The organism is Enterobacter asburiae (genome assembly GCF_024599655.1).
GTDB classification, from domain to species: Bacteria; Pseudomonadota; Gammaproteobacteria; order Enterobacterales; family Enterobacteriaceae; genus Enterobacter; species Enterobacter asburiae_D.
The window spans coordinates 3,109,888-3,132,022 of sequence record NZ_CP102247.1 but is presented as its reverse complement, the minus strand read 5'-3'; the positions used below and the strand labels follow the sequence as shown (position 1 = coordinate 3,132,022).

The 22,135-nt window shown below is 52.5% G+C and carries 27 protein-coding genes; 12 read left to right on the top strand and 15 right to left on the bottom strand.

Going from position 1 to position 22,135, the window contains the following annotated elements; translation table 11 throughout:
• Positions 1-16 precede the first annotated feature (16 nt).
• The 3 genes from NQ230_RS14955 to NQ230_RS14945 all read left to right on the top strand — a co-directional run bounded on the left by NQ230_RS14955 (position 17) and on the right by NQ230_RS14945 (position 1,908).
• Positions 17-754, top strand: a complete 738-nt coding sequence (locus NQ230_RS14955) for a phosphatase (RefSeq protein ID WP_121425859.1) — start codon at positions 17-19, stop codon at positions 752-754.
• A gap of 20 nt (positions 755-774) precedes the next feature.
• The gene (locus NQ230_RS14950) at positions 775-1,329 is read left to right on the top strand and encodes a TorD/DmsD family molecular chaperone (RefSeq protein WP_213328277.1); all 555 of its coding nucleotides are present in this window, start codon (positions 775-777) and stop codon (positions 1,327-1,329) included.
• Between the two features lie 96 nt (positions 1,330-1,425).
• Positions 1,426-1,908 (top strand): DUF1097 domain-containing protein, encoded by a 483-nt coding sequence (locus NQ230_RS14945; RefSeq protein WP_257258080.1) that lies wholly within the window; start codon positions 1,426-1,428, stop codon positions 1,906-1,908.
• Between the two features lie 43 nt (positions 1,909-1,951).
• On the opposite strand, the gene csgG is transcribed toward NQ230_RS14945, so the two are convergent.
• Genes csgG through csgD form a run of 4 tightly spaced genes read right to left on the bottom strand, consistent with a single transcriptional unit; the run spans position 1,952 to position 4,293 of the window.
• Entirely contained in the window at positions 1,952-2,785 is an 834-nt protein-coding gene (gene csgG / locus NQ230_RS14940; RefSeq protein ID WP_257258079.1) for a curli production assembly/transport protein CsgG, read from the bottom strand.
• A 26-nt stretch (positions 2,786-2,811) separates the two neighbouring features.
• Entirely contained in the window at positions 2,812-3,225 is a 414-nt protein-coding gene (gene csgF, locus NQ230_RS14935; protein WP_121425863.1) for a curli production assembly/transport protein CsgF, read from the bottom strand.
• Between the two features lie 23 nt (positions 3,226-3,248).
• The gene (gene csgE / locus NQ230_RS14930; protein ID WP_257258078.1) at positions 3,249-3,638 is read right to left on the bottom strand and encodes a curli production assembly/transport protein CsgE; all 390 of its coding nucleotides are present in this window, start codon (positions 3,636-3,638) and stop codon (positions 3,249-3,251) included.
• A gap of 4 nt (positions 3,639-3,642) precedes the next feature.
• Positions 3,643-4,293 (bottom strand): biofilm master transcriptional regulator CsgD, encoded by a 651-nt coding sequence (csgD, locus tag NQ230_RS14925; protein WP_090417387.1) that lies wholly within the window; start codon positions 4,291-4,293, stop codon positions 3,643-3,645.
• A gap of 743 nt (positions 4,294-5,036) precedes the next feature.
• Between csgD and csgB the strand changes: the two genes are divergently transcribed.
• The 5 genes from csgB to ymdB all read left to right on the top strand — a co-directional run bounded on the left by csgB (position 5,037) and on the right by ymdB (position 7,514).
• Positions 5,037-5,492: a curli minor subunit CsgB gene (csgB, locus tag NQ230_RS14920; protein WP_193940017.1), complete on the top strand. Its 456-nt coding sequence runs from the start codon at positions 5,037-5,039 to the stop codon at positions 5,490-5,492.
• A gap of 41 nt (positions 5,493-5,533) precedes the next feature.
• Positions 5,534-5,986: a curli major subunit CsgA gene (csgA, locus tag NQ230_RS14915; protein ID WP_121425866.1), complete on the top strand. Its 453-nt coding sequence runs from the start codon at positions 5,534-5,536 to the stop codon at positions 5,984-5,986.
• 61 nt (positions 5,987-6,047) lie between these two features.
• Complete coding sequence (gene csgC, locus NQ230_RS14910) at positions 6,048-6,380, top strand: curli assembly chaperone CsgC (RefSeq protein ID WP_032658052.1); 333 nt, start codon at positions 6,048-6,050, stop codon at positions 6,378-6,380.
• Between the two features lie 164 nt (positions 6,381-6,544).
• Positions 6,545-6,865, top strand: a complete 321-nt coding sequence (locus NQ230_RS14905; protein WP_121425867.1) for a YmdA family protein — start codon at positions 6,545-6,547, stop codon at positions 6,863-6,865.
• Between the two features lie 106 nt (positions 6,866-6,971).
• Positions 6,972-7,514, top strand: coding sequence for an O-acetyl-ADP-ribose deacetylase (gene ymdB / locus NQ230_RS14900; RefSeq protein ID WP_193940016.1), 543 nt, complete (start codon positions 6,972-6,974; stop codon positions 7,512-7,514).
• Positions 7,515-7,547: 33 nt separating this feature from the next.
• Here the strand turns inward: ymdB and mdoC are convergent, their stop codons facing one another.
• Positions 7,548-8,687, bottom strand: a complete 1,140-nt coding sequence (mdoC, locus tag NQ230_RS14895; RefSeq protein ID WP_257258077.1) for a glucans biosynthesis protein MdoC — start codon at positions 8,685-8,687, stop codon at positions 7,548-7,550.
• A 254-nt stretch (positions 8,688-8,941) separates the two neighbouring features.
• Here mdoC and mdoG point away from each other — a divergent pair, with 254 nt between their 5' ends.
• The 3 genes from mdoG (at position 8,942) to NQ230_RS14880 (ending at position 13,328) form a co-directional block, all read left to right on the top strand.
• Positions 8,942-10,495: a glucans biosynthesis protein MdoG gene (gene mdoG / locus NQ230_RS14890; protein WP_021240787.1), complete on the top strand. Its 1,554-nt coding sequence runs from the start codon at positions 8,942-8,944 to the stop codon at positions 10,493-10,495.
• Positions 10,488-13,016: a glucans biosynthesis glucosyltransferase MdoH gene (gene mdoH / locus NQ230_RS14885; RefSeq protein WP_038417546.1), complete on the top strand. Its 2,529-nt coding sequence runs from the start codon at positions 10,488-10,490 to the stop codon at positions 13,014-13,016. The genes mdoG and mdoH overlap by 8 nt, the downstream gene beginning before the upstream one ends.
• Positions 13,017-13,100: 84 nt before the next feature.
• Positions 13,101-13,328, top strand: coding sequence for a YceK/YidQ family lipoprotein (locus NQ230_RS14880; RefSeq protein WP_193940014.1), 228 nt, complete (start codon positions 13,101-13,103; stop codon positions 13,326-13,328).
• Positions 13,329-13,334: 6 nt separating this feature from the next.
• On the opposite strand, the gene NQ230_RS14875 is transcribed toward NQ230_RS14880, so the two are convergent.
• The 3 genes from NQ230_RS14875 to NQ230_RS14865 form a co-directional block, all read right to left on the bottom strand.
• Entirely contained in the window at positions 13,335-13,709 is a 375-nt protein-coding gene (locus NQ230_RS14875; RefSeq protein WP_023311118.1) for a MysB family protein, read from the bottom strand.
• Between the two features lie 97 nt (positions 13,710-13,806).
• A complete protein-coding gene (gene mdtG, locus NQ230_RS14870) occupies positions 13,807-15,024 on the bottom strand; it encodes a multidrug efflux MFS transporter MdtG (RefSeq protein WP_257258076.1) in 1,218 nt (405 codons plus the stop codon).
• Between the two features lie 140 nt (positions 15,025-15,164).
• Positions 15,165-16,091 carry a Kdo(2)-lipid IV(A) acyltransferase gene (locus NQ230_RS14865; protein ID WP_029740361.1) on the bottom strand — a complete coding sequence of 309 codons (927 nt, stop codon included), beginning with the start codon at positions 16,089-16,091 and terminating at the stop codon, positions 15,165-15,167.
• Positions 16,092-16,312: 221 nt separating this feature from the next.
• Here NQ230_RS14865 and trhO point away from each other — a divergent pair, with 221 nt between their 5' ends.
• Positions 16,313-17,362: an oxygen-dependent tRNA uridine(34) hydroxylase TrhO gene (gene trhO, locus NQ230_RS14860; RefSeq protein ID WP_023335250.1), complete on the top strand. Its 1,050-nt coding sequence runs from the start codon at positions 16,313-16,315 to the stop codon at positions 17,360-17,362.
• Between the two features lie 41 nt (positions 17,363-17,403).
• Here the strand turns inward: trhO and NQ230_RS14855 are convergent, their stop codons facing one another.
• The 7 genes from NQ230_RS14855 to pyrC all read right to left on the bottom strand — a co-directional run bounded on the left by NQ230_RS14855 (position 17,404) and on the right by pyrC (position 22,061).
• Complete coding sequence (locus NQ230_RS14855; RefSeq protein ID WP_257258075.1) at positions 17,404-17,982, bottom strand: YceI family protein; 579 nt, start codon at positions 17,980-17,982, stop codon at positions 17,404-17,406.
• 1 nt (position 17,983) lies between these two features.
• Entirely contained in the window at positions 17,984-18,550 is a 567-nt protein-coding gene (locus NQ230_RS14850; RefSeq protein ID WP_257258074.1) for a cytochrome b, read from the bottom strand.
• 208 nt (positions 18,551-18,758) lie between these two features.
• A complete protein-coding gene (locus NQ230_RS14845; RefSeq protein ID WP_032638658.1) occupies positions 18,759-18,872 on the bottom strand; it encodes a YceO family protein in 114 nt (37 codons plus the stop codon).
• A gap of 59 nt (positions 18,873-18,931) precedes the next feature.
• Positions 18,932-20,050, bottom strand: a complete 1,119-nt coding sequence (gene solA, locus NQ230_RS14840; RefSeq protein WP_257258073.1) for an N-methyl-L-tryptophan oxidase — start codon at positions 20,048-20,050, stop codon at positions 18,932-18,934.
• Positions 20,051-20,166: 116 nt separating this feature from the next.
• The gene (gene bssS, locus NQ230_RS14835) at positions 20,167-20,421 is read right to left on the bottom strand and encodes a biofilm formation regulator BssS (protein WP_008500827.1); all 255 of its coding nucleotides are present in this window, start codon (positions 20,419-20,421) and stop codon (positions 20,167-20,169) included.
• Between the two features lie 273 nt (positions 20,422-20,694).
• Positions 20,695-20,940 carry a DNA damage-inducible protein I gene (gene dinI, locus NQ230_RS14830; RefSeq protein WP_257258072.1) on the bottom strand — a complete coding sequence of 82 codons (246 nt, stop codon included), beginning with the start codon at positions 20,938-20,940 and terminating at the stop codon, positions 20,695-20,697.
• Positions 20,941-21,014: 74 nt separating this feature from the next.
• Positions 21,015-22,061 (bottom strand): dihydroorotase, encoded by a 1,047-nt coding sequence (gene pyrC, locus NQ230_RS14825; protein ID WP_033145198.1) that lies wholly within the window; start codon positions 22,059-22,061, stop codon positions 21,015-21,017.
• Between the last annotated feature and the right edge of the window lie 74 nt (positions 22,062-22,135).

Genomic DNA, 22,135 nt, shown 5'->3' with positions numbered 1-22,135 from the left:
CGCAGAGGAGAAAGAGATGTATCCCGTTGACCTGCATATGCACACCGTCGCCAGCACCCACGCGTACAGCAACCTCCATGATTATATCGCCCAGGCGAAGCTTAAAGGTATTAAGCTGTTCGCGATCACCGATCATGGCCCGGACATGGCGGATGCGCCGCACTACTGGCATTTTGTGAATATGCGGATCTGGCCACGTCTGGTGGACGGCATTGGGATACTGCGCGGCATTGAGGCGAACATCAAAAATATCGACGGTGAGATCGACTGCACCGGCCCGATGCTGACCTCACTTGATCTTATTCTCGCCGGTTTCCACGAGCCGGTTTTCCCGCCTCAGGATAAAGACACCAATACCGCGGCGATGATTGCCACCATTGCCAGCGGCAATGTGCACATTATCAGCCACCCCGGTAACCCGAAGTACCCGATTGATATTCAGGCTGTCGCGCAGGCGGCAGCGAAGCACCGCGTGGCGCTAGAGATTAATAACTCCTCCTTTGTTCACTCGCGTAAAGGCAGTGAAGCCAACTGTCGCGCCGTGGCGGCCGCCGTACGTGATGCGGGCGGGATGGTGGCGCTGGGGTCCGATTCTCATACCGCGTTTACGCTGGGTGATTTCAGCGAGTGCCTGAAAGTGCTGAATGATGTTAACTTCCCGGAAGCGCAAATCCTGAACGTGACCCCACGCCGCATGCTCGATTTCCTCGAGTCGCGCGGAATGGAGCCGATTGCCGAATTTGCCGATCTTTAATTGTGTAATGGAATAAAAAAATGAATGAGTTCTCCATCCTTTGTCGCGTGCTGGGTACGCTCTATTATCGCCAGCCGCAAGATCCGCTGCTGGTGCCGCTCTTTACGTTAATTCGTGAAGGTAAGCTGGCGCAGAACTGGCCGCTGGAACAGGATGATTTACTGGAGCGTCTGCAAAAAAGCTGCGACATGCAGCAGATTGCGACGGATTACAATGCGCTGTTCGTCGGCGATGAGTGCCGCGTTTCGCCATACCGTTCAGCCTGGCAGGACGGGGCAACGGAAGCGGAAGTCCGTGCGTTCCTCTCCACGCGCGGTATGCCGCTGAGTGATACGCCAGCCGATCATATCGGTACGCTGCTGCTGGCGGCGTCCTGGATCGAAGACAACGCCGGTGATGATGAGAACGAAGCCATCGGAACCTTGTTCGAAACGTACCTGCTGCCGTGGGTCGGGACATTCCTGGGTAAAGTTGAAGCGCATGCCACCTCGCCATTCTGGAGAACGCTGGCACCGCTGACGCGTGATGCGATTGCTGCGATGTGGGATGAGCTCGAAGAAGAAAACGAAGAGTGATTCTGATCACAAAAATTCTGCAACGATACATTTCAACTTGCACATAATGTGCTTCTGATCGCATTTCTATGGTGCGCTTCTGCTAAGATGCGCGCCATGAACATATTACTTTGTATCGCAATTACGACAGGTATTCTCTCCGGACTCTGGGGATGGGTAGCCGTGTCTCTTGGATTGCTCAGCTGGGCCGGGTTCCTCGGCTGTACCGCCTATTTCGCCTGTCCGCAGGGAGGAGTTAAAGGGCTCTTTATCTCAGGCTGCACGCTGATGAGCGGTGTCATCTGGGCGCTGGTGATCATGAAAGGCAGCGCGCTGGCGCCGCAACTGGAAATCCTGGGATACGTCATGACGGGGATCGTCGCCTTTTTAATGTGCATCCAGGCTAAGCATCTGCTGCTTTCATTTGTGCCGGGAACCTTTATGGGGGCGTGCGCGACCTTTGCAGGGCAGGGGGACTGGAAGCTGGTGGTCCCCTCGCTGGCGCTGGGGCTGTTGTTTGGCTATGCCATGAAAAACAGCGGACTGTGGCTGGCATCGCGGCGGGAAAAAGCGCAAAACATTACGGCAATGAGCGAATAAAAAAAGGCGAGATGATCATCTCGCCTTTTTTATGCGCTTCCTGTCAGGATTCCGGAGGGACTGACATATCGCGGTATTTCACCAGTATCGGGTTCTGCACGTCTGCTTTGTTTTGCAGATCCCACAGCCCGCGGTCTATACCGTCGTTAATTAAGTAGATCACGCCGGTTTCAATGGCTGACATCAGACACATCATGACCGGCTCGTTAGAGGTGTAGCCGATTTCACCTTCCAGCAAACGCTGGTAATCGATGAAGCGGAATACCCCAGCCTGAACTTCATAAGACAGAATGGTTTTGCTGGTGTTCACCGAAGAAAGCACTTCGCCTGTACTGACGTTAACCACACGCAGGTTAACGGCGATTTGGTCGAGCTGGTACTGGGTGTCCGCACCGATACCGAAGTAACGTGCTCCCGCACCACCCGATTTAACGTTACTTTCGTAGCCGATAATCGATCCTTCAATCATCACGTTCGCTGCCGCCAGAGATTGCAGAGGCATGCGGTTATTGTCCGCGACGGTGCCATTTTCCTGAGCGGCACGAATGATTTTGCGTTCATTCAACAGGTTCTGAAGACCCTGACGTTCCAGCGGAATAAACCAGTGCGAATCCTTGAGCGCGGTAACCAGCATGGCGGTGGCGCTTTGCGGCACGGCCGTGGAGAAGTTACTTGCCGGGTAAGGTTTGAACTGCCCGGTTTCATCCTGAATGTTGTATACGGAGACAAATATTTTCCCCGTAGGTGAAGGTAAATGCGTTAAATCACGATAACTCTGGGCCCGAGGCATTAATGTAGGTTTTGCAGCTTCTTTAGGTGGAGCAGTTAAACAACCGCTCAATAAGCACACTGCAACAAATATCAGGAAGCGCTGCATGATCGTTGTCCTTATTTAGCTATTGTTTAAAAGTCAGTTGAATTACTTTGTAGACCGGAAACCTGAATAGTGGAGAGTCTTCCGGTTTTACGATCGGTTACGTTCAACTGAAGCTGTCCGTCCGTGTTGGCGATATCAACGATAAAGTCGTTGGTCACCATCCGCCCGGGTTTACCGGTATTAATGTTGGTCAATAACCCACCTAAAATCTGCGACTGGATGGCCTGAGTGAAGTTGTCCAGTGCGGACGGGGTATCAATGCTAAAATCCTTTAAGCTTGGGTCCTTATAGGAGTTTTGCGCCTGAGCTTCATTCAGCAGGAACGCGCCGTTGTTAGGGTTACCGCCAAAGTTAGGGTTACGGAACTGAAACGTCATGTTTCCGGCCCAGCTGATGGGTGTAATCAGCATTATTGAAACAACTGCATATGCAATACGCATGACAGCCTCCACATATCGGTTCGCTAGAACTCGTCTTTTGCTAAATCGCTGGTGCTTAATAGGGCTTTATCTATTTGCAGGCGATTAATAGCGTCTTCTGATTGTCCCAGTGCTAAGACGACGTTTTTATCGAAGTCTATTTTGGTCGGGAATAAAAACGTTTGATAAATAACGTTCTGATTAGCCGTTATTGTTATCCAACTTCCCCATCGTGCACTGGGCCGCTCGTTGATTGTTATATTACCCGTGTAGGTACTGTCCCATTTGTCACTGAAGGCACGGTAAAAACTGTGCCCGACCGATGAGACAGTGTGGTCTGTTAACAATCCGGGAACTTCGACCTCGACGGCCTTCAGATTCCCAGCAGCGAGCAGGAAACCCGCTGCGGCGATCCAACTCAACGTGCGCTTCATGTGATTAACGCCTGAGGTTATCGTTTGCCCACGAAACCGCCTGAGTTCGGTTTTTCACAGCTATCTTCTTGAAAAGATTATAAAGGTGCGTCTTTACCGTATTTTCGCTGATAAATAACGAACGGGCGATTTCAATATTTGAAGCACCAATGCGTAACTTATTCAGGATCTCTTTCTCACGGTGCGTGAGCAGTGCTGACTCTGTGCTGTTATAGCGATAATTTCCGGAGTGCGTAATGAGATAGCTGGCAAGCTTTTGCGAAAAATAACACTCTCCGCGCAATATACCCTGCAGCCCCTCTACCACCCGGTCTTCTTCTTCTGTGACGTAGAACACGCCATTGATATGCGGCCAGCTTTCAATATCTCTGAAAGGATATTCATCAGGCGTATTCAACAATAGCACGCGGATATTATTGTTTTTCCTGCTTAAAATATCCTGCCAGTAATGGATAAGCTTTTTATCAGCTTCCATCATATCGAAAAGAATGATGCTGCCAGGTGCAATATCATCAAATGAACGTTGAATATTATGCAATTTCCCGTTCAGTGATAAAGATTGCTTTAAATGCTGTAATAACGCTGTCGCTTGCAAAGAAGGTTTTGTGATCAACAGTAATGTATGACCATGTAAACTATGGACTTCATTATACATGATGAAACCCCACTTTTTTTTGGCACCTGGCAGCTGTCCTCCTGTTTAAAAGAGGACACCAGAAGTACTGACAGATGTTGCACCGCTGTGTGTAGAATCAGACCATAACCTCCACAGGGAGGTAAATATAAAACCAATTTCGTACATCTAATTTCAATCTAGCTTTTACGAAGTTTAAAGCAAGTGTTAAACATGTAACAGGATGTAAAAATCAATATTAATTTGTGAAATTAGGTTGTTTGGAATGGCAATAATTGATGAGAAAGTTGTACACCTAAATAGAGGTGCACAGATTTTAAAAATCATACAAATATTTTTAATGAATTGATTTTTAATGTTATTTGTTATTTTCATGAGGCGATAATTAAGTATGAGTTTCTGGTAATTTCTAAGCCCACGAATGAGTGACGGTCTGGCTTAAGAAAAGAGGCTCCGTGTCACGTGATGAGAAAAATGTTCTCCTGCCGTTACGTTTAAACAACCCGGGAGGAAGCGTGGACAGCCTTTCTCTCGTTGTACAACCCTTTCGCAATACACCTTTAATAAAAAATATAAGCTGGCCTGATTACAGTGATTTTTGAGGTAAATTACGACTTTGTGGTGATCCGATAAATAAAAATAAGCCGCGCGGGTGAGATATTTAAAATGTTTCAGCGGACATACTCTTCACCGTAACGACGCGTTAACACAATACGAGTCGTTTAAACATGGAGTGATTAAATAGCCAGGTCCAGGGTGACAACATGAAAAACGCATCGTTAATTATGATGTTTACATTACTGGGTGCGCCTGGATTTGTAGCCGCAGCGAATTCAGATTTGGCAAATTCTGAATATAACTTTGCGGTTAACGAATTAAGTCTTTCATCACTAAATCAGGCAGCCATTATTGGTCAACGGGGCGTTTTCAATAACGCTGAGGTTCGCCAGGACGGTTCAAGACTCTTATCCATTGTTTCACAGGATGGGGTGGGCAACAGAGCGAGAGTTGATCAATCAGGGAGTTACAATATAGCCTGGATCGATCAGAGCGGTAACGCGAATGATGCAGGTATTACGCAAGATGGATACGGTAATAGCGCGAAAATTATCCAGAAAGGGTCGGGTAATAGAGCAAATATTACGCAGTACGGTACGCAGAAAACCGCAGTTGTAGTGCAGAAACAGTCGCAAATGGCTATTAACGTTATTCAACATTAGCGCTTTCGCGACGACTTTAATCAATCCGATGGGGGTTTACCATGAAATTTATCAAAGTGGCAGCACTTGCAGCAATCGTAGTTTCTGGTAGTGCTATGGCGGGTTCTATTAATCAGGGCGGTTGGGGTCATGGACATGGTCACGGTGGATACAGTGGCCCAAATTCTACCCTGAATATTTATCAGGACGGTGGCGGTAACTCCGCGGTTGCTCTGCAGACAGACGCCAGAAATTCCGTGCTGAATATTACCCAGAAAGGTGGCGGTAACGGTGCTGACGTTGGTCAGGGTTCTGATGACAGTAAAATCAACCTGACCCAGAAAGGATTTGGTAACAGTGCGACACTTGATCAGTGGAACAGTAAAAAATCCGTCATGAATGTTAGCCAGTCCGGCGGCTTTAACGGTGCCCTCGTAGATCAGACTGCCTCTAACTCTACTGTCAACGTTACCCAGATCGGTTTTGGTAACCACGCGACAGCTCATCAGTACTGATACTGAAATCTGTGCTACAAAAAAACAGGGCATCAGCCCTGTTTTTTTTCGGGAGTTCATCATGAATACCTTAATTCTCCTCGCCGCGCTTTCCAGCCAGATAACCTTCAAAACGTCACAGCAGGAAAATATGACCACCATTATTCCGCAGGTCACTCTGGCGCAATCGTGTGATTGTCAGGTTCAGATTGTTTCTCTGCGAGAAGGGCAGGGGGGGCAAAGTTCTTCCCGACAGCAAAACACACTTTTTATACCCGCTAATCAGACGATTGATTTAATGCGCCTGAGTTTAAATATTAGCGCGGGGGACACGGTAAAAATCGTTGTCACCGTTTCAGACGGTAAATCGCTACATTTATCACAACAGTGGTCGCCAGCGGAACGTTCGCTCTAAACATTCATGAAATCAATATGTTGCGAATGTGGCGGGTCTGTGCCGTTGAGCTATGCTGATATCAGGGACCAGGTCGTTATGTTCCGTAACGTGAAACTTCATTTGCCGTAATAAATGAAGCGCGTTTACCCCTCATGGACGATTTTCATTGAGGAGTACCTATAATGAACAACTATTTTGCTCGACTCGCGGCAGGTCTGGGTCTGGTCGTTTCTGCTTTGAGTATCCCGGCTTATTCGGCCACGGTTGTTGACGGTGGTGTCATTCATTTCCGCGGTGCCATTGTCGCAGACCCCTGCGAAGTCACTCCCCAGAAGCAACAGTTTGCAATGTCATGTCCAAACAATAACCGTATGCAAACGCGTATGGTCAGCTATGAAGAGGCGCTTAACGGTAAAGTGAGCGACTCAAGCCTGGCGACGCTCAATATGAAATACCTTAATCCTGAAAAAACGCTCGCGGTTGTCGAAATCCAGTATCGCTAGTGCGCGTTCTTCCGCCCTGCGGTGGAAGAGGATTTTTTCTGATAGTTTTTTCTCCCGGTCTCCTCTGCGATACACTTAAGAAAATGGCGGGTTGCAGAGGGGCTTTATGAAACCGCAAATTGACATTATTCATGGCGATATTACGACAATGCATGTCGACGTTATCGTCAATGCGGCCAATCCATCCCTGATGGGGGGAGGCGGCGTGGACGGGGCTATCCACCGGGCTGCCGGACCGCAGCTGCTGGAAGCCTGTAAAACCGTGCGGCAACAGCAGGGCGAATGTCCTCCCGGTCACGCGGTGATTACGCTGGCGGGCAATCTGCCTGCCAGAGCGGTTATTCATGCCGTAGGGCCCGTCTGGCATGGCGGGGACCAGCACGAAGCGAGTATTCTGGAAGAGGCTTACCGGAACTGTCTGCGGCTGGCCGCCGACAACGGTTATAAAACGATGGCGTTCCCGGCCATCAGCACCGGCGTGTATGGTTATCCTAAGGCCGCCGCCGCAACAATCGCCGTCGAAACCGTTTACCGCTACCTGTCTTTAAAACCGCTGCCGGAGAAGGTGATTTTTGTCTGTTTTGACGAGGACACTACGCATCTTTATCAGCGGCTTCTGACTCAGCGCAGACAAGAGCTGGAAAGCTGAAGCAAACGCGGCGCATCGAGTGCGCCGCGCGGTTTATGAGGCTTTCGCCGGTGGTTTTCCTGAAAAGAGGAAACGCAGGAGCGGGATCCGCAGATGAATCTCGTAGAGCACGATCGCCACCCCCACCACAAACACCAGCCCGGTAAAGAAGCCCAGCGTGTTGGAGGCGATGTGCGGTGTGATGTAAGCCCCGAAGAAAAGCGTCAACGGGTGATGCACCAGATAGATAAACAGCGAAGCGTTAACGAAGTAGGTCACGCGGCTGGACTTAAAGTTCAGCAAACGGTGGCCCAGCGCGAATACCACGTTCACCATCCACAGGCCCAGCAGCATAGTGATCACGCTTTCCGTTTCATACATCCAGGCGTCGCCACTGCCGTAACGCTGATTCAGCAGATAGGCCGCGAACGCGAGGGTGGCTCCCAGCGCGCACCACGGTGACGGGGTGACAAACAGCGATTTAAGCTTCGGATGAATAAAGGCCAGCGCCCCGATTAAAAAGAACGGAATGTAGAACAGCGACTGCATCACCACAAAATTAAATAACCCGTCGCTCAAAATCGGCGGGTAAACGATAAGCAGGGTCCGTCGCACGACGGCATAGGCAATCCCCAACAGCAAGAAAAGCACAGACAGTTTGCCCATCGTAACGTTGGCGAAAAAGGTGTCGGCTTTCGTACTCAGATGGCGGCGCAGGCGGCTGAAAATCAACAGACTCACCGTCGTGAGCACCACCAGGACCAGCAGGAACCACAGGTGAGATACCAGCTCCCAGACCAGCGTATTGTACTTTTCATACAGCGTCAGATTCGGCCAGTTCTCCGCCTTGCCCTTCACGTACTGCAACATAATGAACTGAGGCAGCGTCAGCAGCGGAATTGCAGTCAGCATGGGGATCCCCACGCGCTCTACGCGCACTTTCCACCAGCGCTTGAGCGGGTATCGCAGAAACAGCATGTAAGAGAAATAGCCGGATATGACGAAAAACACCTGCATACGGAAGGCGTGAATAAAGTCATTAAACAGCGTCAGCCACCAGGAGGGCATCTGGCTATTCACGTGCCAGGTGTGGCTGGAGTAAATCAGTGAAATGTGAAAGGGGATCCCCAATAGCATCAGCCATGCCCGGATCGAGTCGAGGAAATATTCCCGTTGTATTGGTGTTGTGCTCATATAACGTTGTGCATTCTCAGACTTTTCGCCTTATCCCTAAGACTCATAATGGTTACATTCGAAGCCAACCCTACACCAAGACCGACACCCTGTCTCCAGGATAAGCACGCAAAGTGAATAGCGGGTTCTTTCATTTGCTTAATCCATGAGCCAGCAGCTGAACAAAGCAGTGATAATGTTGTCGGATTGCCTGAGTTTCCATTAAAATGGATCGGATCGATATAAGCACACAAAGGGGGAAGTGCTTACTTATTATGAAACATAAACCACAGATGATGAAAATGCGTTGGTTGGGTGCTGCAGTGGTGTTGTCACTGTATACCTCATCGGCACTGGCCTTTAACATCGACGATGTCGCAAAACAGGCAAAATCGATGGCAGGCAAGAGCTACGAAGCGCCGAAAAGTAACTTGCCCTCCGTTTTCCGCGACATGAAGTATGCGGACTATCAGCAGATCCAGTTCAATCACGATAAAGCGTACTGGAGCAATATTAAAACCCCGTTCAAGCTTGAATTTTATCATCAGGGTATGTACTTCGACACGCCTGTTGCCATCAATGAAGTGACGGCGACTGCGGTTCGTAAGATTAAGTACAGCCCGGATTACTTCAATTTTGGCAATGTGCAACACGACAAAGATACGGTGAAAGACCTGGGCTTCGCAGGCTTTAAGGTGCTTTACCCGATCAACAGCAAAGATAAAAACGACGAAATCGTCAGCATGCTGGGTGCCAGCTATTTCCGCGTCATTGGCGCGGGGCAGGTATACGGGCTTTCTGCGCGTGGTCTGGCTATTGATACCGCGCTGCCATCAGGTGAAGAGTTCCCGCGTTTCCGTGAGTTCTGGATTGAACGTCCAAAACCAACGGATAAACGTCTGACCATTTATGCGCTGCTGGATTCCCCGCGTGCAACCGGTGCCTATCGCTTTGTGATTATGCCGGGTCGTGACACGGTAGTTGACGTGCAGTCCAAGGTTTACCTGCGTGATAAAGTGGGCAAACTGGGCGTTGCACCATTGACCAGCATGTTCCTGTTTGGGCCGAACCAGCCGTCTCCGGCAACCAACTTCCGCCCGGAACTGCATGACTCCAACGGTCTGTCTATTCATGCCGGTAACGGTGAGTGGATCTGGCGTCCGCTGAATAACCCGAAACATCTGGCGGTTAGCAGCTTCGCAATGGAAAATCCGCAAGGTTTCGGCCTGCTGCAGCGTGGTCGTCAGTTCTCCCGCTTTGAAGATTTGGACGATCGCTATGACCAGCGTCCAAGCGCCTGGGTCACGCCAAACGGTGACTGGGGTAAAGGTAAGGTCGAGCTGGTAGAAATTCCAACCAACGACGAAACCAACGATAACATCGTCGCTTACTGGACACCGGATCAGCTGCCAGAAGCCGGTAAAGAGATGAACTTCAAGTACACCATTACCTTCAGCCGCGACGAAGATAAGCTGCACGCGCCGGATAACGCGTATGTAATGCAGACTCGCCGCTCAACGGGTGATGTGAAGCAGTCAAATCTTATCCGTCAGCCTGACGGTACCGTGGCGTTCGTCGTGGACTTCACGGGCCAGGATATGAAGAAACTGTCACCGGACACCGCCGTTGCCGCTCAGGCCAGCATCGGTGATAACGGTGAAATCGTTGAGAATACCGTGCGTTACAACCCGGTAACCAAAGGCTGGCGTCTGACCCTGCGCGTGAAAGTGAAAGATCCGAAACAGACCACTGAAATGCGTGCTGCGCTGGTCAGTAACGATCAGCCGCTGAGTGAAACCTGGAGCTATCAGCTACCTGCCAATGAATAATACATCTGAATATATTGATGCCATGCCGCTGACGGATATCGAAAAAGCGGCACTGCCTAAGAGCGACATCCGCGCGGTTCACACCGCGCTGGATGGTGAACATCATACGTTTTCTCGTGATGATGATACGCCGCTCGGGTCAGTCAAGGCGCGTCTGGAGCAGGCCTGGCCGGACTCGCTGGCGGAAGGGCAGTTGATTAAAGACGATGAAGGACGCGATCAGCTTCAGGCGATGCCGAAGGCCACGCGTTCCTCTATGTTCCCCGACCCATGGCGCACCAACCCGGTGGGCCGTTTCTGGGATCGCCTGCGCGGGCGTGATGTGACGCCGCGCTATCTGTCGCGCCTGACGAAAGAAGAGCAGGCGTCCGAACAGAAATGGCGTACCGTGGGGACAATCCGTCGCTATATCCTGCTGCTTCTGACGCTGGCGCAGACCGTCGTCGCGACCTGGTATATGAAAACCATTCTGCCTTACCAGGGCTGGGCGTTTATCAACCCGACGGACATGATGGGCCAGGATCTCTGGGTCTCCTTCATGCAGCTGCTGCCGTATATTCTGCAGAGCGGCATTCTCCTGCTGTTCGCGGTCCTCTTCTGCTGGGTCTCTGCCGGTTTCTGGACCGCGCTGATGGGCTTCCTGCAGCTGCTGATGGGGCGTGACAAATACAGCATTTCGGCGTCAACGGTCGGGGATGAACCCCTCAATCCCGAGCACCGTACTGCGCTGATTATGCCTATCTGTAACGAAGACGTTGACCGCGTATTCGCGGGCCTGCGTGCGACCTGGGAGTCCGTAAAGGCGACCGGCAACGCGGAGCATTTTGACGTTTACATCCTGAGCGACAGCTACAACCCGGATATCTGCGTTGCAGAACAAAAAGCGTGGATGGAGCTGATTGCAGAAGTGCAGGGTGAAGGCCAGATCTTCTACCGTCGCCGCCGCCGTCGTGTGAAGCGTAAAAGCGGTAACATCGATGACTTCTGCCGTCGCTGGGGTAACCAGTACAGCTACATGGTGGTGCTGGATGCTGACTCCGTCATGAGCGGAGACTGCCTGAGCGGTCTGGTGCGTCTGATGGAAGCCAACCCTAACGCAGGTATCATTCAGTCCTCGCCAAAAGCGTCCGGCATGGACACCCTTTACGCGCGCTGCCAGCAGTTCGCCACCCGTGTTTACGGGCCGCTGTTTACGGCGGGTCTGCACTTCTGGCAGCTGGGTGAGTCGCACTACTGGGGTCACAACGCCATTATCCGCGTGAAGCCGTTCATTGAGCACTGTGCGCTGGCGCCGCTGCCGGGTGAGGGTTCGTTTGCCGGTTCTATTCTGTCGCATGACTTCGTAGAAGCGGCGCTGATGCGTCGTGCTGGCTGGGGCGTCTGGATTGCCTACGACCTGCCGGGATCGTACGAAGAGCTGCCGCCGAACCTGCTGGACGAGCTCAAGCGTGACCGCCGCTGGTGTCATGGTAACCTGATGAACTTCCGCCTGTTCCTTGTAAAAGGGATGCACCCGGTTCACCGTGCGGTGTTCCTGACGGGCGTGATGTCTTATCTCTCCGCACCGCTGTGGTTTATGTTCCTCGCGCTCTCCACTGCGCTACAGGTCGTCCATGCCCTGACGGAGCCGCAATACTTCCTGCAACCGCGCCAGCTGTTCCCGGTGTGGCCGCAGTGGCGTCCGGAGCTGGCGATTGCCCTGTTTGCCTCCACCATGGTGCTGCTGTTCCTGCCTAAGCTGCTCAGTATCATTCTGATCTGGTGCAAAGGCTCGAAAGAGTACGGCGGTTTCTTCCGCGTGACCCTTTCTCTGCTGCTGGAAGTGCTGTTCTCCGTGCTGCTGGCGCCGGTACGTATGCTGTTCCACACCGTGTTTGTGGTCAGTGCGTTCCTGGGCTGGGAAGTGGTCTGGAACTCGCCGCAGCGTGATGACGACTCCACGCCGTGGAGTGAAGCCTTTATGCGCCACGGTTCTCAGCTGCTGCTGGGTCTGGTGTGGGCGGCCGGTATGGCCTGGCTGGATCTGCGCTTCCTGTTCTGGCTGGCGCCGATTGTCTTCTCGCTGATCCTGTCGCCGTTTGTGTCCGTGATTTCCAGCCGTTCAACGGTGGGGCTGCGAACCAAACGCTGGAAACTGTTCCTGATCCCGGAAGAGTATTCCCCGCCGCAGGTGCTGGTGGATACCGATCGTTATCTGGAACAGAACCGCAGTCGCTCGCTGGATGACGGCTTCATGCACGCCGTGTTTAACCCGTCATTCAACGCCCTGGCAACGGCAATGGCGACGGCGCGTCACCGTGCCAGCCAGGTGCTGGAGATTGCTCGCGATCGTCACGTTGAGCAGGCGCTTAACGAGACCCCGGAAAAACTCAACCGCGACCGTCGACTGGTGCTGTTGAGCGACCCGGTGACAATGGCGCGTCTTCACTACCGCGTGTGGTCCGCTCCGGAGAAATACTCTTCGTGGGTGAACTACTATAAGGACATGAAGCTGAATCCGCTTGCACTGAAGGCGAAGTAAGTTGTTAAGCAGGGCGGGTAGGCGAAGCGCCACCCGCCAGATAAAATACCGGCTGTGAGGCCGGTATTTTTTTAGAGGCTAGAGATGAGAATAATCATCGTCATCATAATGGCATGCCTGCTCAGCGGCTGCGGCAGTATCATCAGTCGCACCATTCCAGGGCAGGGCCACGGTAATCAGTATTACCCGGGCGTGAAATGGGATCTCCGTGATTCCGCATGGCGCTATCTGACCGTGCTCGATCTGCCGTTCTCGCTGATTTTCGACACGCTGTTGCTGCCGATCGATGCCAGTCACGGCCCTTACGAATAGCGTAAATTAACGCTCGTCCCACTCATCGGCAGCGGTTTGACCTTCTTCCGTATCCAGAGGTGGCTCGAGCTGAAACTCGCCCTCATCCCACTCGTGCAGGGTGTTCTCCTCCAGCCATTCCTGCCGAAGTTCGATTTCGTCATAGTCGCCATCAAAGACGGCCTGCGCACCTTCACCGCTTAATATCGGCAAACATTCCCCTTCTTCACCTTCATCGGCAAAGAATTCGGCCTGCCACATAATATCCCCATCCTGCAGAACGTATTTTTGGATATTAAGCTGTTGCACGTCAGCATCTTCTTCTTCAACGCCGGGGTTGTCGGCGAGGAACTCTTCACGAGCGGCATCAATAGCTTCTTCCAGCGTGGCGTACATGGTCATTGGTGTCTCCCTGTTTTCCAGAAGGTTTCAGGGAAAGAATAGCTGAATATAAGATTCTGCAAGTATGAATGCGAAAATAAGCCGTCAGGCGTTCGTCTTATTCCGTCACGGGCCGTAGCGCACGGGATAAACTGAACCATGAATAAATGGCATTGAACAACACGACGCCCGCCGTCACGATAAAGACGGCGCGAAAACCGAAGCTGGCGGAGATCCCGGCCCCGAGCAGCGGTCCGGTGACGTTGCCGATATCCCGGAATGACTGGTTATAGCTGAAAATACGCCCGGCAATCTGGTTCGTGGAGTTGTAGACCAGCAGGGTCTGTACGGCGGGCAGCAGCGCGCCGTCGGCGGCACCCAGCAAAAAGCGAAGTAAGCCCAGCTGCCATGGCGTTTGCACCATCGACATCGGGATGAGCAGCAGGACGGAAATCACCAGCGCGCAGATCAGGATTTTTTCCGGACCCACCCGGTCCCCCAGTTTTCCCAGCCTCGGGGCGCTCAGCAGCGCCGCCACGCCGGGTACGGAGGCAATCAGCCCGCTGATGAACGCAATACTGCTGACGTTACCCGCCAGGTCGCGAACGTACAGCGTCAGAATAGGGGCAATCGACCCGGTCGCCACCTGGATAATCATTGTCGTCACGAACAGGCTCAGCACCAGTCTGGGATTTTTAAGCGAGGTCAGCACCTCCCTGGCGTGGAGCATCTCTTTTTTGGCGACAGGCGTGAAGTTTTCACGAATACAGAGCAGGGTGACGATAAAGCACAGGAACAACACGCTGGAGGTGATGAAAAAGACCGGACGCAGGCCGTAGTTATCCGCCAGTAACCCGCCAGCCAGCGGTCCCAGCAGAGCACCGCTCACGCCACCGGTGGAGAGTGTTCCTAGCGCCCAGCCGCTCTTATGGCGGGGAATTTGCGTGGCTATCAGGGCGTTCGCGTTGGGAATAAATCCTCCCAGCAGGCCCAACAGCGCGCGCAGGATCAGAAACTGCCAGACGTTCTGCGCCACGCCCATCAGCGCCATGATAATGGCCATCCCCAGCGCCGAGCGCAGCAGCATGATTTTACGTCCCTTGCGGTCGGCAAGGCCGCCCCAGAAGGGCGAGGCTATCGCGGAAAAGAGAAACGTGATGCTGAATACCAGGCCAGACCACATATTGAGCGCGCTGTGGCCCGTCACGCCCAGCTGTTCGACGTAGAGCGGCAGGAAGGGCATGACCAGGCTAAACGCCGCGCCGGTAAGAAAACAGCCAAGCCACGCAACCGTGAGGTTACGCTTCCAGTTTATGGGGGCATCTGAGGGTGACATAACTATCCGCATAATGAGGTGCAGAGCACCTGAGGCATAAAGTAATAAGCCTGCTAATTATGCGCCTGGGTTATGATTGCCGCAATGAGGAGGAGCTTTTAAAGCTAAAACGGCATGCGGCCCTGAGGACCGCATGAGGATTAATAGCGGGACGGCGTGCCTTGTGGCCGCGTTTTAAAACGGCGGTGCAGCCACATATACTGCTCAGGCGCCAGCATGATGCACTTCTCCACAACGCTGTTCATCCAGCGTGCGGTGGTTTCTGCATCGTCAAGCGGCGGCGCGAGTTCCGGCTCCAGCATCATCAGCTCGTAGCCTGAACCATCCGGCTTACGGCGGGGAACAAAAGGCACGATGGCGGCTTTGGACATGCGCGCCAGCATCCAGGTTCCGGTCGTCGTGGCGGCCTCTTCAACGGCGAAGAAGGGGACAAATACGCTGGCCTGTGGGCCATAGTCGTGGTCGGGGGCATACCAGACCACTTCACCGGATTTCAGCGCGCGGATCATCCCCTTCAGATCTTTACGGTCGATCATGCTTTTATTGGAGCGCATGCGGCCGTTAGTCTGGATTAAATCGATGACCGGGTTATCGTTAGGACGATAAACGCCAATGCCGGGTGCCTGCATGCCGAACATGCGCGCCCCGATTTCCAGCGTCAGGAAATGGACGCCGATCAGCAGAACGCCCGTCTGATTGGCCTGAAGCGTATGCACCGGCTCCATGCCGGTCCCCGTCACCTCGCTCCAGCGGGCCATGCGTTTGTCCGGCCAGAACCACGCCATTCCGGTTTCCATGAGCCCCATCCCGACGGATTCGAAATTCTTCGAGACCATATCGTGACGCTCTGACTCGCTCATCTGCGGAAAACACAGCTCAAGATTGCGGTACGCGATTCTGGCGCGACGCTTCATGAACAGCTGCGCGAAACGGCCCAGAAATTTACCCAACCGAAAAATAACAGGGTAGGGAAGCTGTACCAGAAGCCATAAAAAGCCGATGCCAAGCCAGGTCAACCAATAACGGGGATGCAAAAGGGCGGCAGTAAATTTTGGTAACTGGGTCATGTCATTCCTGTTTTCAAACGTCCTGTTTTGCTAGTGTCTCATTTTTTGAGACGTAGCCAAAATATCTGCTTTCGAAGCGTGCACGAATACAGCAATTGTTAAGCCTGATTAATCAGGGTGTGTGAAATGTAGCGTAAAATGTGTGGATGTAAATTGGTTTTATTTGCTATATGATGCCGACCGTTTTTTCATTCTCTCTAACGATTCCAGGACTGTACACCATGCCAGTGTTACACAACCGCGTGTCGAATGAGATGTTAAAGGCGCGCATGTTGGCTGAAACCGAACCGCGCACAACCATCTCTTTCTACAAATACTTCACCATCAACGATCCGCAGGCGACCCGCGATGCGCTTTATCAGGCGTTCACGGCGCTGAACGTCTTCGGCCGCGTCTACCTTGCCCGTGAAGGCATTAACGCGCAAATTAGCGTACCGGAAAGCAAAGTCAGCGCCTTCCGCGACGTGCTTTATCAGTTCGATCCGGCCCTCGACGGTTTGCGCCTGAACATTGCCCTGGACGACGACGGGAAATCCTTCTGGGTGCTGCGCATGAAGGTGCGTGAGCGCATCGTGGCGGACGGTATCGACGATCCTGAGTTTAACGCGGCGGATGTCGGTGAATATCTGAAGGCTGCGGAAGTGAATGCGATGCTGGACGATCCGGATGCCGTGTTCATTGATATGCGTAACCACTATGAGTACGAAGTGGGGCATTTCGAGAACGCGATGGAAATCCCGGCCGACACCTTCCGCGAGCAGTTGCCCAAAGCGGTTGAAATGATGCAGGAACATAAAGATAAAAAGATCGTTATGTACTGCACCGGCGGTATCCGCTGTGAAAAAGCCAGCGCGTGGATGAAGCACAACGGCTTTAATAAGGTCTGGCATATTGAAGGCGGCATTATCGAGTACGCCCGCCGCGCCCGCGAGCAGGGTTTACCGGTACGCTTTATCGGGAAAAACTTTGTCTTTGACGAGCGTATGGGTGAGCGTATCTCGGAAGACGTTATTGCCCAGTGCCACCAGTGCGGCGCGCCGTGCGATACCCATACCAACTGCAAAAACGACGGGTGCCATCTGCTGTTTATTCAGTGCCCGGCCTGTGCCGAGAAGTTTAACGGCTGCTGTAGCGAGCTGTGCAGCGAAGAGAGCATCCTGCCGGAAGAAGAGCAGCGACGCCGTCGCGCAGGACGTGAAAACGGCAACAAGATTTTCAATAAATCACGCGGCCGTCTGAATACCAAGCTGGGTATCCCCGACCCGGAATGATAATAACGCCCGGCACGGCAAAAGCCTGCCGGGCGAATCTATTATGATTTCTGCTGTACACCCTCAACGGAAATAATCAGCTCAACGTCCTGAGACGCCGGGCCTAAATCCGTTGTGATATTAAAATCTTTCAGGTGAATTTTACCCGCCGCTTCAAATCCTGCGCGTTTACCGCCCCACGGGTCGTCACCCTGGCCCAGTAATTTAGCATCAAGCGTGACCGGTTTTGTTACGCCGTTAAGCGTCAGGTTGCCGGTAATATTCAGCTTATCACCGTCTTTTTTCACTTCCGTGGAGGTGAAAGTAGCCTGTGGGTATTTCCCGACATTGAGGAATTCCCCACTGCGCAGATGTTTATCACGTTCAGCATGATTGGTATCCACGCTGTTGGTATTAATGGTCACATTGACCTTGTCGGCGGCAGGATTTTTCTCGTCATAGGTGAATGTGCCGTCAAAATCCTTAAAGGTACCGTACAGCCAGCTGTATCCCAGGTGCTGAATACGGAAATTGACGAAAGCGTGCTGGCCCTCTTTATCAATTTTATAATCGGCCGCCACGGCGGAACCGGCGGTGAATAACAGAGAACCCAGGGCGATACCCAGCAGGTGTTTTTTCATTTTATGCTCCAGAGTCAACTGACGAGCGGCCAAGCATGCGCTTTAGCGTATCGTCTTTATCAATAAAATGGTGTTTGAGGGCGGCAAGCCCGTGCAGTACAGACAGGATCACGACGCTCCATGCGAGCCAGAGGTGAACGACCCCTGCGGTGTCAGCCTGAGCGCCCGCATCGCTGAGCGTTGCCGGGACGTCAAAAAGGCCAAAGACGCTAATCGGCTTACCGTCCGCCGTCGAGATAAGGTAGCCGCTGATCAAAATGGCGAAAAGCAGCGCATAGAGCGCGATATGCGCGGCAACTGCACTCAGGCGGGTCATTTTGCCATGGGTCTTCGGCGCGGCGGGCGGCGGGGAAACATGCCGCCAGATTACGCGAAAAACCAGCCCCAGCATCAGGAGGACGCCAATGCTTTTATGTAACTCCGGTGCCTGGTGATACCAGCCATCGTAATAGCTGAGCGTGACCATCCAGAGCCCAAGTCCAAACATACCGTAGACGGCAATAGCAAATATCCAGTGCAAAACTATGGATATTATTCCGTAGCGCCGGGAGGAGTTACGCAATTGCATTAGAATGTCCATTTTCAAATTAACCGAAGGGTAAAAATGAACGGGAAGTTGTGATATTGCAACTGAAATAATTGTCTATTGATTTTTATTTTATTTATTTCAGCGTTTTTGAACAGGATTGATAAAGGTAATTCAATGTCTTCGTGCAAGATGAAATTCAGATTTTCAACAAAGCTAAATAAATGTCAATTATTGTCAGTCAGGGCTTTCAATAAAATACAATGTAAACAAAATCAATAATGGCCAGCAGCGCCCACAATAAGATATAGAGCATAAAGTGCTCGCGAATATTATTCATCAGAAAGCTAACGATCCTGCGCATAACGCCCCGTAATGCAGTGTGAATGACACGGGCCCCGGGACATCCGGAGCCCGTGCGGATTATCCGTTAAAACGCGAGAGTGAGAAGGGCGTCAGATCAAACTGCGGCGCGATACCCTGGGCAAACTGCGCGGCGATTTCCCCCAGCACGGAAGCGAACTTAAAGCCGTGGCCGCTCAGCCCGGTGATGAGCAGGGTGTTGTCATGCCCGGGCAGCGTATCAATGATGAAGTCTTCATCCGGCGTGTTGTCGTAGGTACAGGCCGCGCCATACAGCAAGCCACCGACGCCCGGGAGAATAGTACGCAGGAACGAGAAGGCTTCCGAACCATCCAGTGGGAAGGCGCCGAAAGGCTTACGCTCTTCAGGGGAGGTGATAGCCTGGCCGCCGTTGTGTTTACCGATTTTCAGCGCGTCTTTCTCGGAAGGGAAGCCGTAGAACTGATCGCCATTCGGCAGTTCGCCGGTGAAGGCCGGGAATTTATTCTGCGTGCTGTAGCGTCCATCCGACTGGAACCAGGAGAAGACCTTGCGCACCGGCTGGATCGGCAGTTCCGGCAGCAGGCGAGTGACCCAGGTTCCTGCGCTGACGAGCAGGCGGGACGCTGAATAGTCGCCGTCGATAGTCGTTACCGTGACGCCATTTTCGTCATGGGTGATGGCCTCTACCGGACAGTTAAACAGCTGCGCACAGCCGGCTTTAGCGGCAAGATCGATCCAGGTTTTGATCGCCGTTTCACAATGCAGCACGCCGGAGTGGGCTTCAAAGAGGCCGATGTAATCGTCCGGGACGGTAATTTCAGGCCAGCGCGCGGTAATGCCCGTCGCGTCCAGCTTCTCAACATCCAGATTAAAGGCTTTTGCGCTGCGCTCGACGCTGGCGAGAAAATCAGAATGGGCAGGGCCAAGGTTGATGACGCCGGTACGCTCGAAAATACGCTCTTCGGTCTGTTTCGCCAGCTCGTCCCACAGCGTCTGGGCGCGAAGCACCAGCGGTACATAGCGCTCGCCTTCTCCATACGCATGGCGCATGAGGCGGGTATCGCCATGATGGCTACCCTCCGCATGGGGAGGTAGATGGGCATCGATCATCAGGACCTTCAGCCCTGCCTGCGTTGCGTAATAACCGGCGGCGGATCCCACGGAGCCGCTACCAATAATGATTAAGTCGTATCTCATATGCATCTCGTAAACTGACGTTTTGTTAGCAGAGTAATTAACAACGCGGGGTTAGACAAGGGAGAAATAAATAAGGCACCGCGAGGGTGCCTGTAGAGAGAAAAGTGGGCATAAGCTTAGTGCCGTTTATACTCATTTTCCTGATAGTCGCCAGATTCTATTTTTGCAATACCTGCCTCTAAAATAGAAATAAACTGACGGGCGACGTCTGTTGTAAGCCACAGCGTCTGTCCAACTTCCGCTTCTTCACGGTTGAGTTGATTCGGGGTCTGGTAGTGCAAACGCAGCATCAGCGCATCGTAGCTATCTACGGTACTGATATCCCAGCCAACGAGTGGATGGGTCTGGATCACTTCACTATTCTTTTCCATTATAACCCCCTTAATGCGTGTTAGAAGACAACGGCTTTGAGGTTCAATGCATGTTTTTCTGAAAGCATCTTCAGTATACCAAGTAATAAGGGTTCCGAAGGGAAAAATAAACAGGTGGCAACACATTTTTCTGCTTTTTAGGATTGTTCGAACAATAAAACACCATCTTGTTCACGATTCTTAAAGAAGATGCCGAATTAATTTGAACTTACCGTATTTTTAGACAAAAAAAAGCCGGGGCGACCCGGCAAAAAACACAATGAGGGAGCAGTGTTAATCTGTGATAAACCAGTCGTCTGCGCTTTCCCACGTTTCCTGCAGGATTTCGCTGATGCGATCTTTATCTTCTTTTGCAGCACCAATGACGGAGAGGTTGTTCGCCGCGGCGTAACGCACCGTTACGGCACCGGCGTTGTCGGGAAATGTAGTGTTAATACGGCGGGATAATTCGCCTGCCAGTGCATCAAGCGCGCCGGCAGGCAGAACGGTTGTTTTGGCTATGGTGACTTCAATACGCATAAATGCCCCCTGTGTAATATACTGTTTATTTATACAGGTATATTATCGGTTTGACAACAAGGGGCATTGATTTTTTAACGTTTTACCGTCCAGTTAACGGTTTCGCCCGCCAGGAAGGGGATCAGCGTGTCATCCGTCAGCGCAATGGATTCCTCAACGTGGCTCGCTTTACGCTCCAGTTCGATGAAGGTGTCATTGACCGGCAGGCCGTAGAAGCGCGGGCCGTTAAGGGAGCAGAACGCTTCGAAATGTTCCAGCGCGTTCATCTCTTCAAATACGGTCGCGTAGCTGGCAAGCGCCGTTGGGGCGTTGAAGCAGCCTGCGCAGCCGCAGCTCGCCTCTTTACGGTGGCGGGCGTGAGGCGCGGAATCGGTGCCGAGGAACGCGCGGGAGAAGCCGCTGGCAACCAGCTCGCGCAGCGCCTGCTGGTGGATGTTGCGCTTGAGAATCGGCAGGCAGTACAGGTGAGGGCGCACCCCGCCCACCAGCATGTGGTTACGGTTAAACATCAAGTGCTGTGGCGTAATGGTGGCGGCGATAAGATCGTTGCCGTCACGCACATACTCTGCCGCGTCTTTGGTGGTGATATGCTCAAAGACCACTTTAAGCGCAGGCAGGCGCTGGCGCAGAGGCTCCATCACGGTCTCGATAAAGCGGGCTTCACGGTCGAAGATGTCAATCTCGGCGTGCGTGACTTCACCATGGACCAGCAGCGGCATGCCCAGTTTCTGCATGCGTTCCAGAACCGGCATGATGGCATCAATGCTGGTGACGCCGTGGCTGGAGTTGGTGGTGGCATTCGCCGGGTAGAGTTTCGCCGCCGTAAATACGCCTTCGTTAAACCCACGCTCCACTTCGTTCGGGTCCAGCGAGTCGGTCAGATAGCAGGTCATCAGCGGGGTAAAATCGTGTCCCGCAGGCACGGCATCCAGGATGCGCTGGCGATAGGCCATCGCGGCATCGACGGTGGTGACTGGTGGAACCAGGTTAGGCATGACAATCGCGCGGCCATAAATTTCGCTGGTATAAGGCACGACGGTTTTCAGCATATCGCCATCACGCAGATGGATATGCCAGTCGTCAGGGCGGCGGATTTTAAGAACCTGGGGTTGTGCAGTCATGGAAGCTCCGGCTTGTCAGGAATCAGTCATAAGGATGGCTGTTTTTGCCGGACACAAATCATAAGCGGAAACGT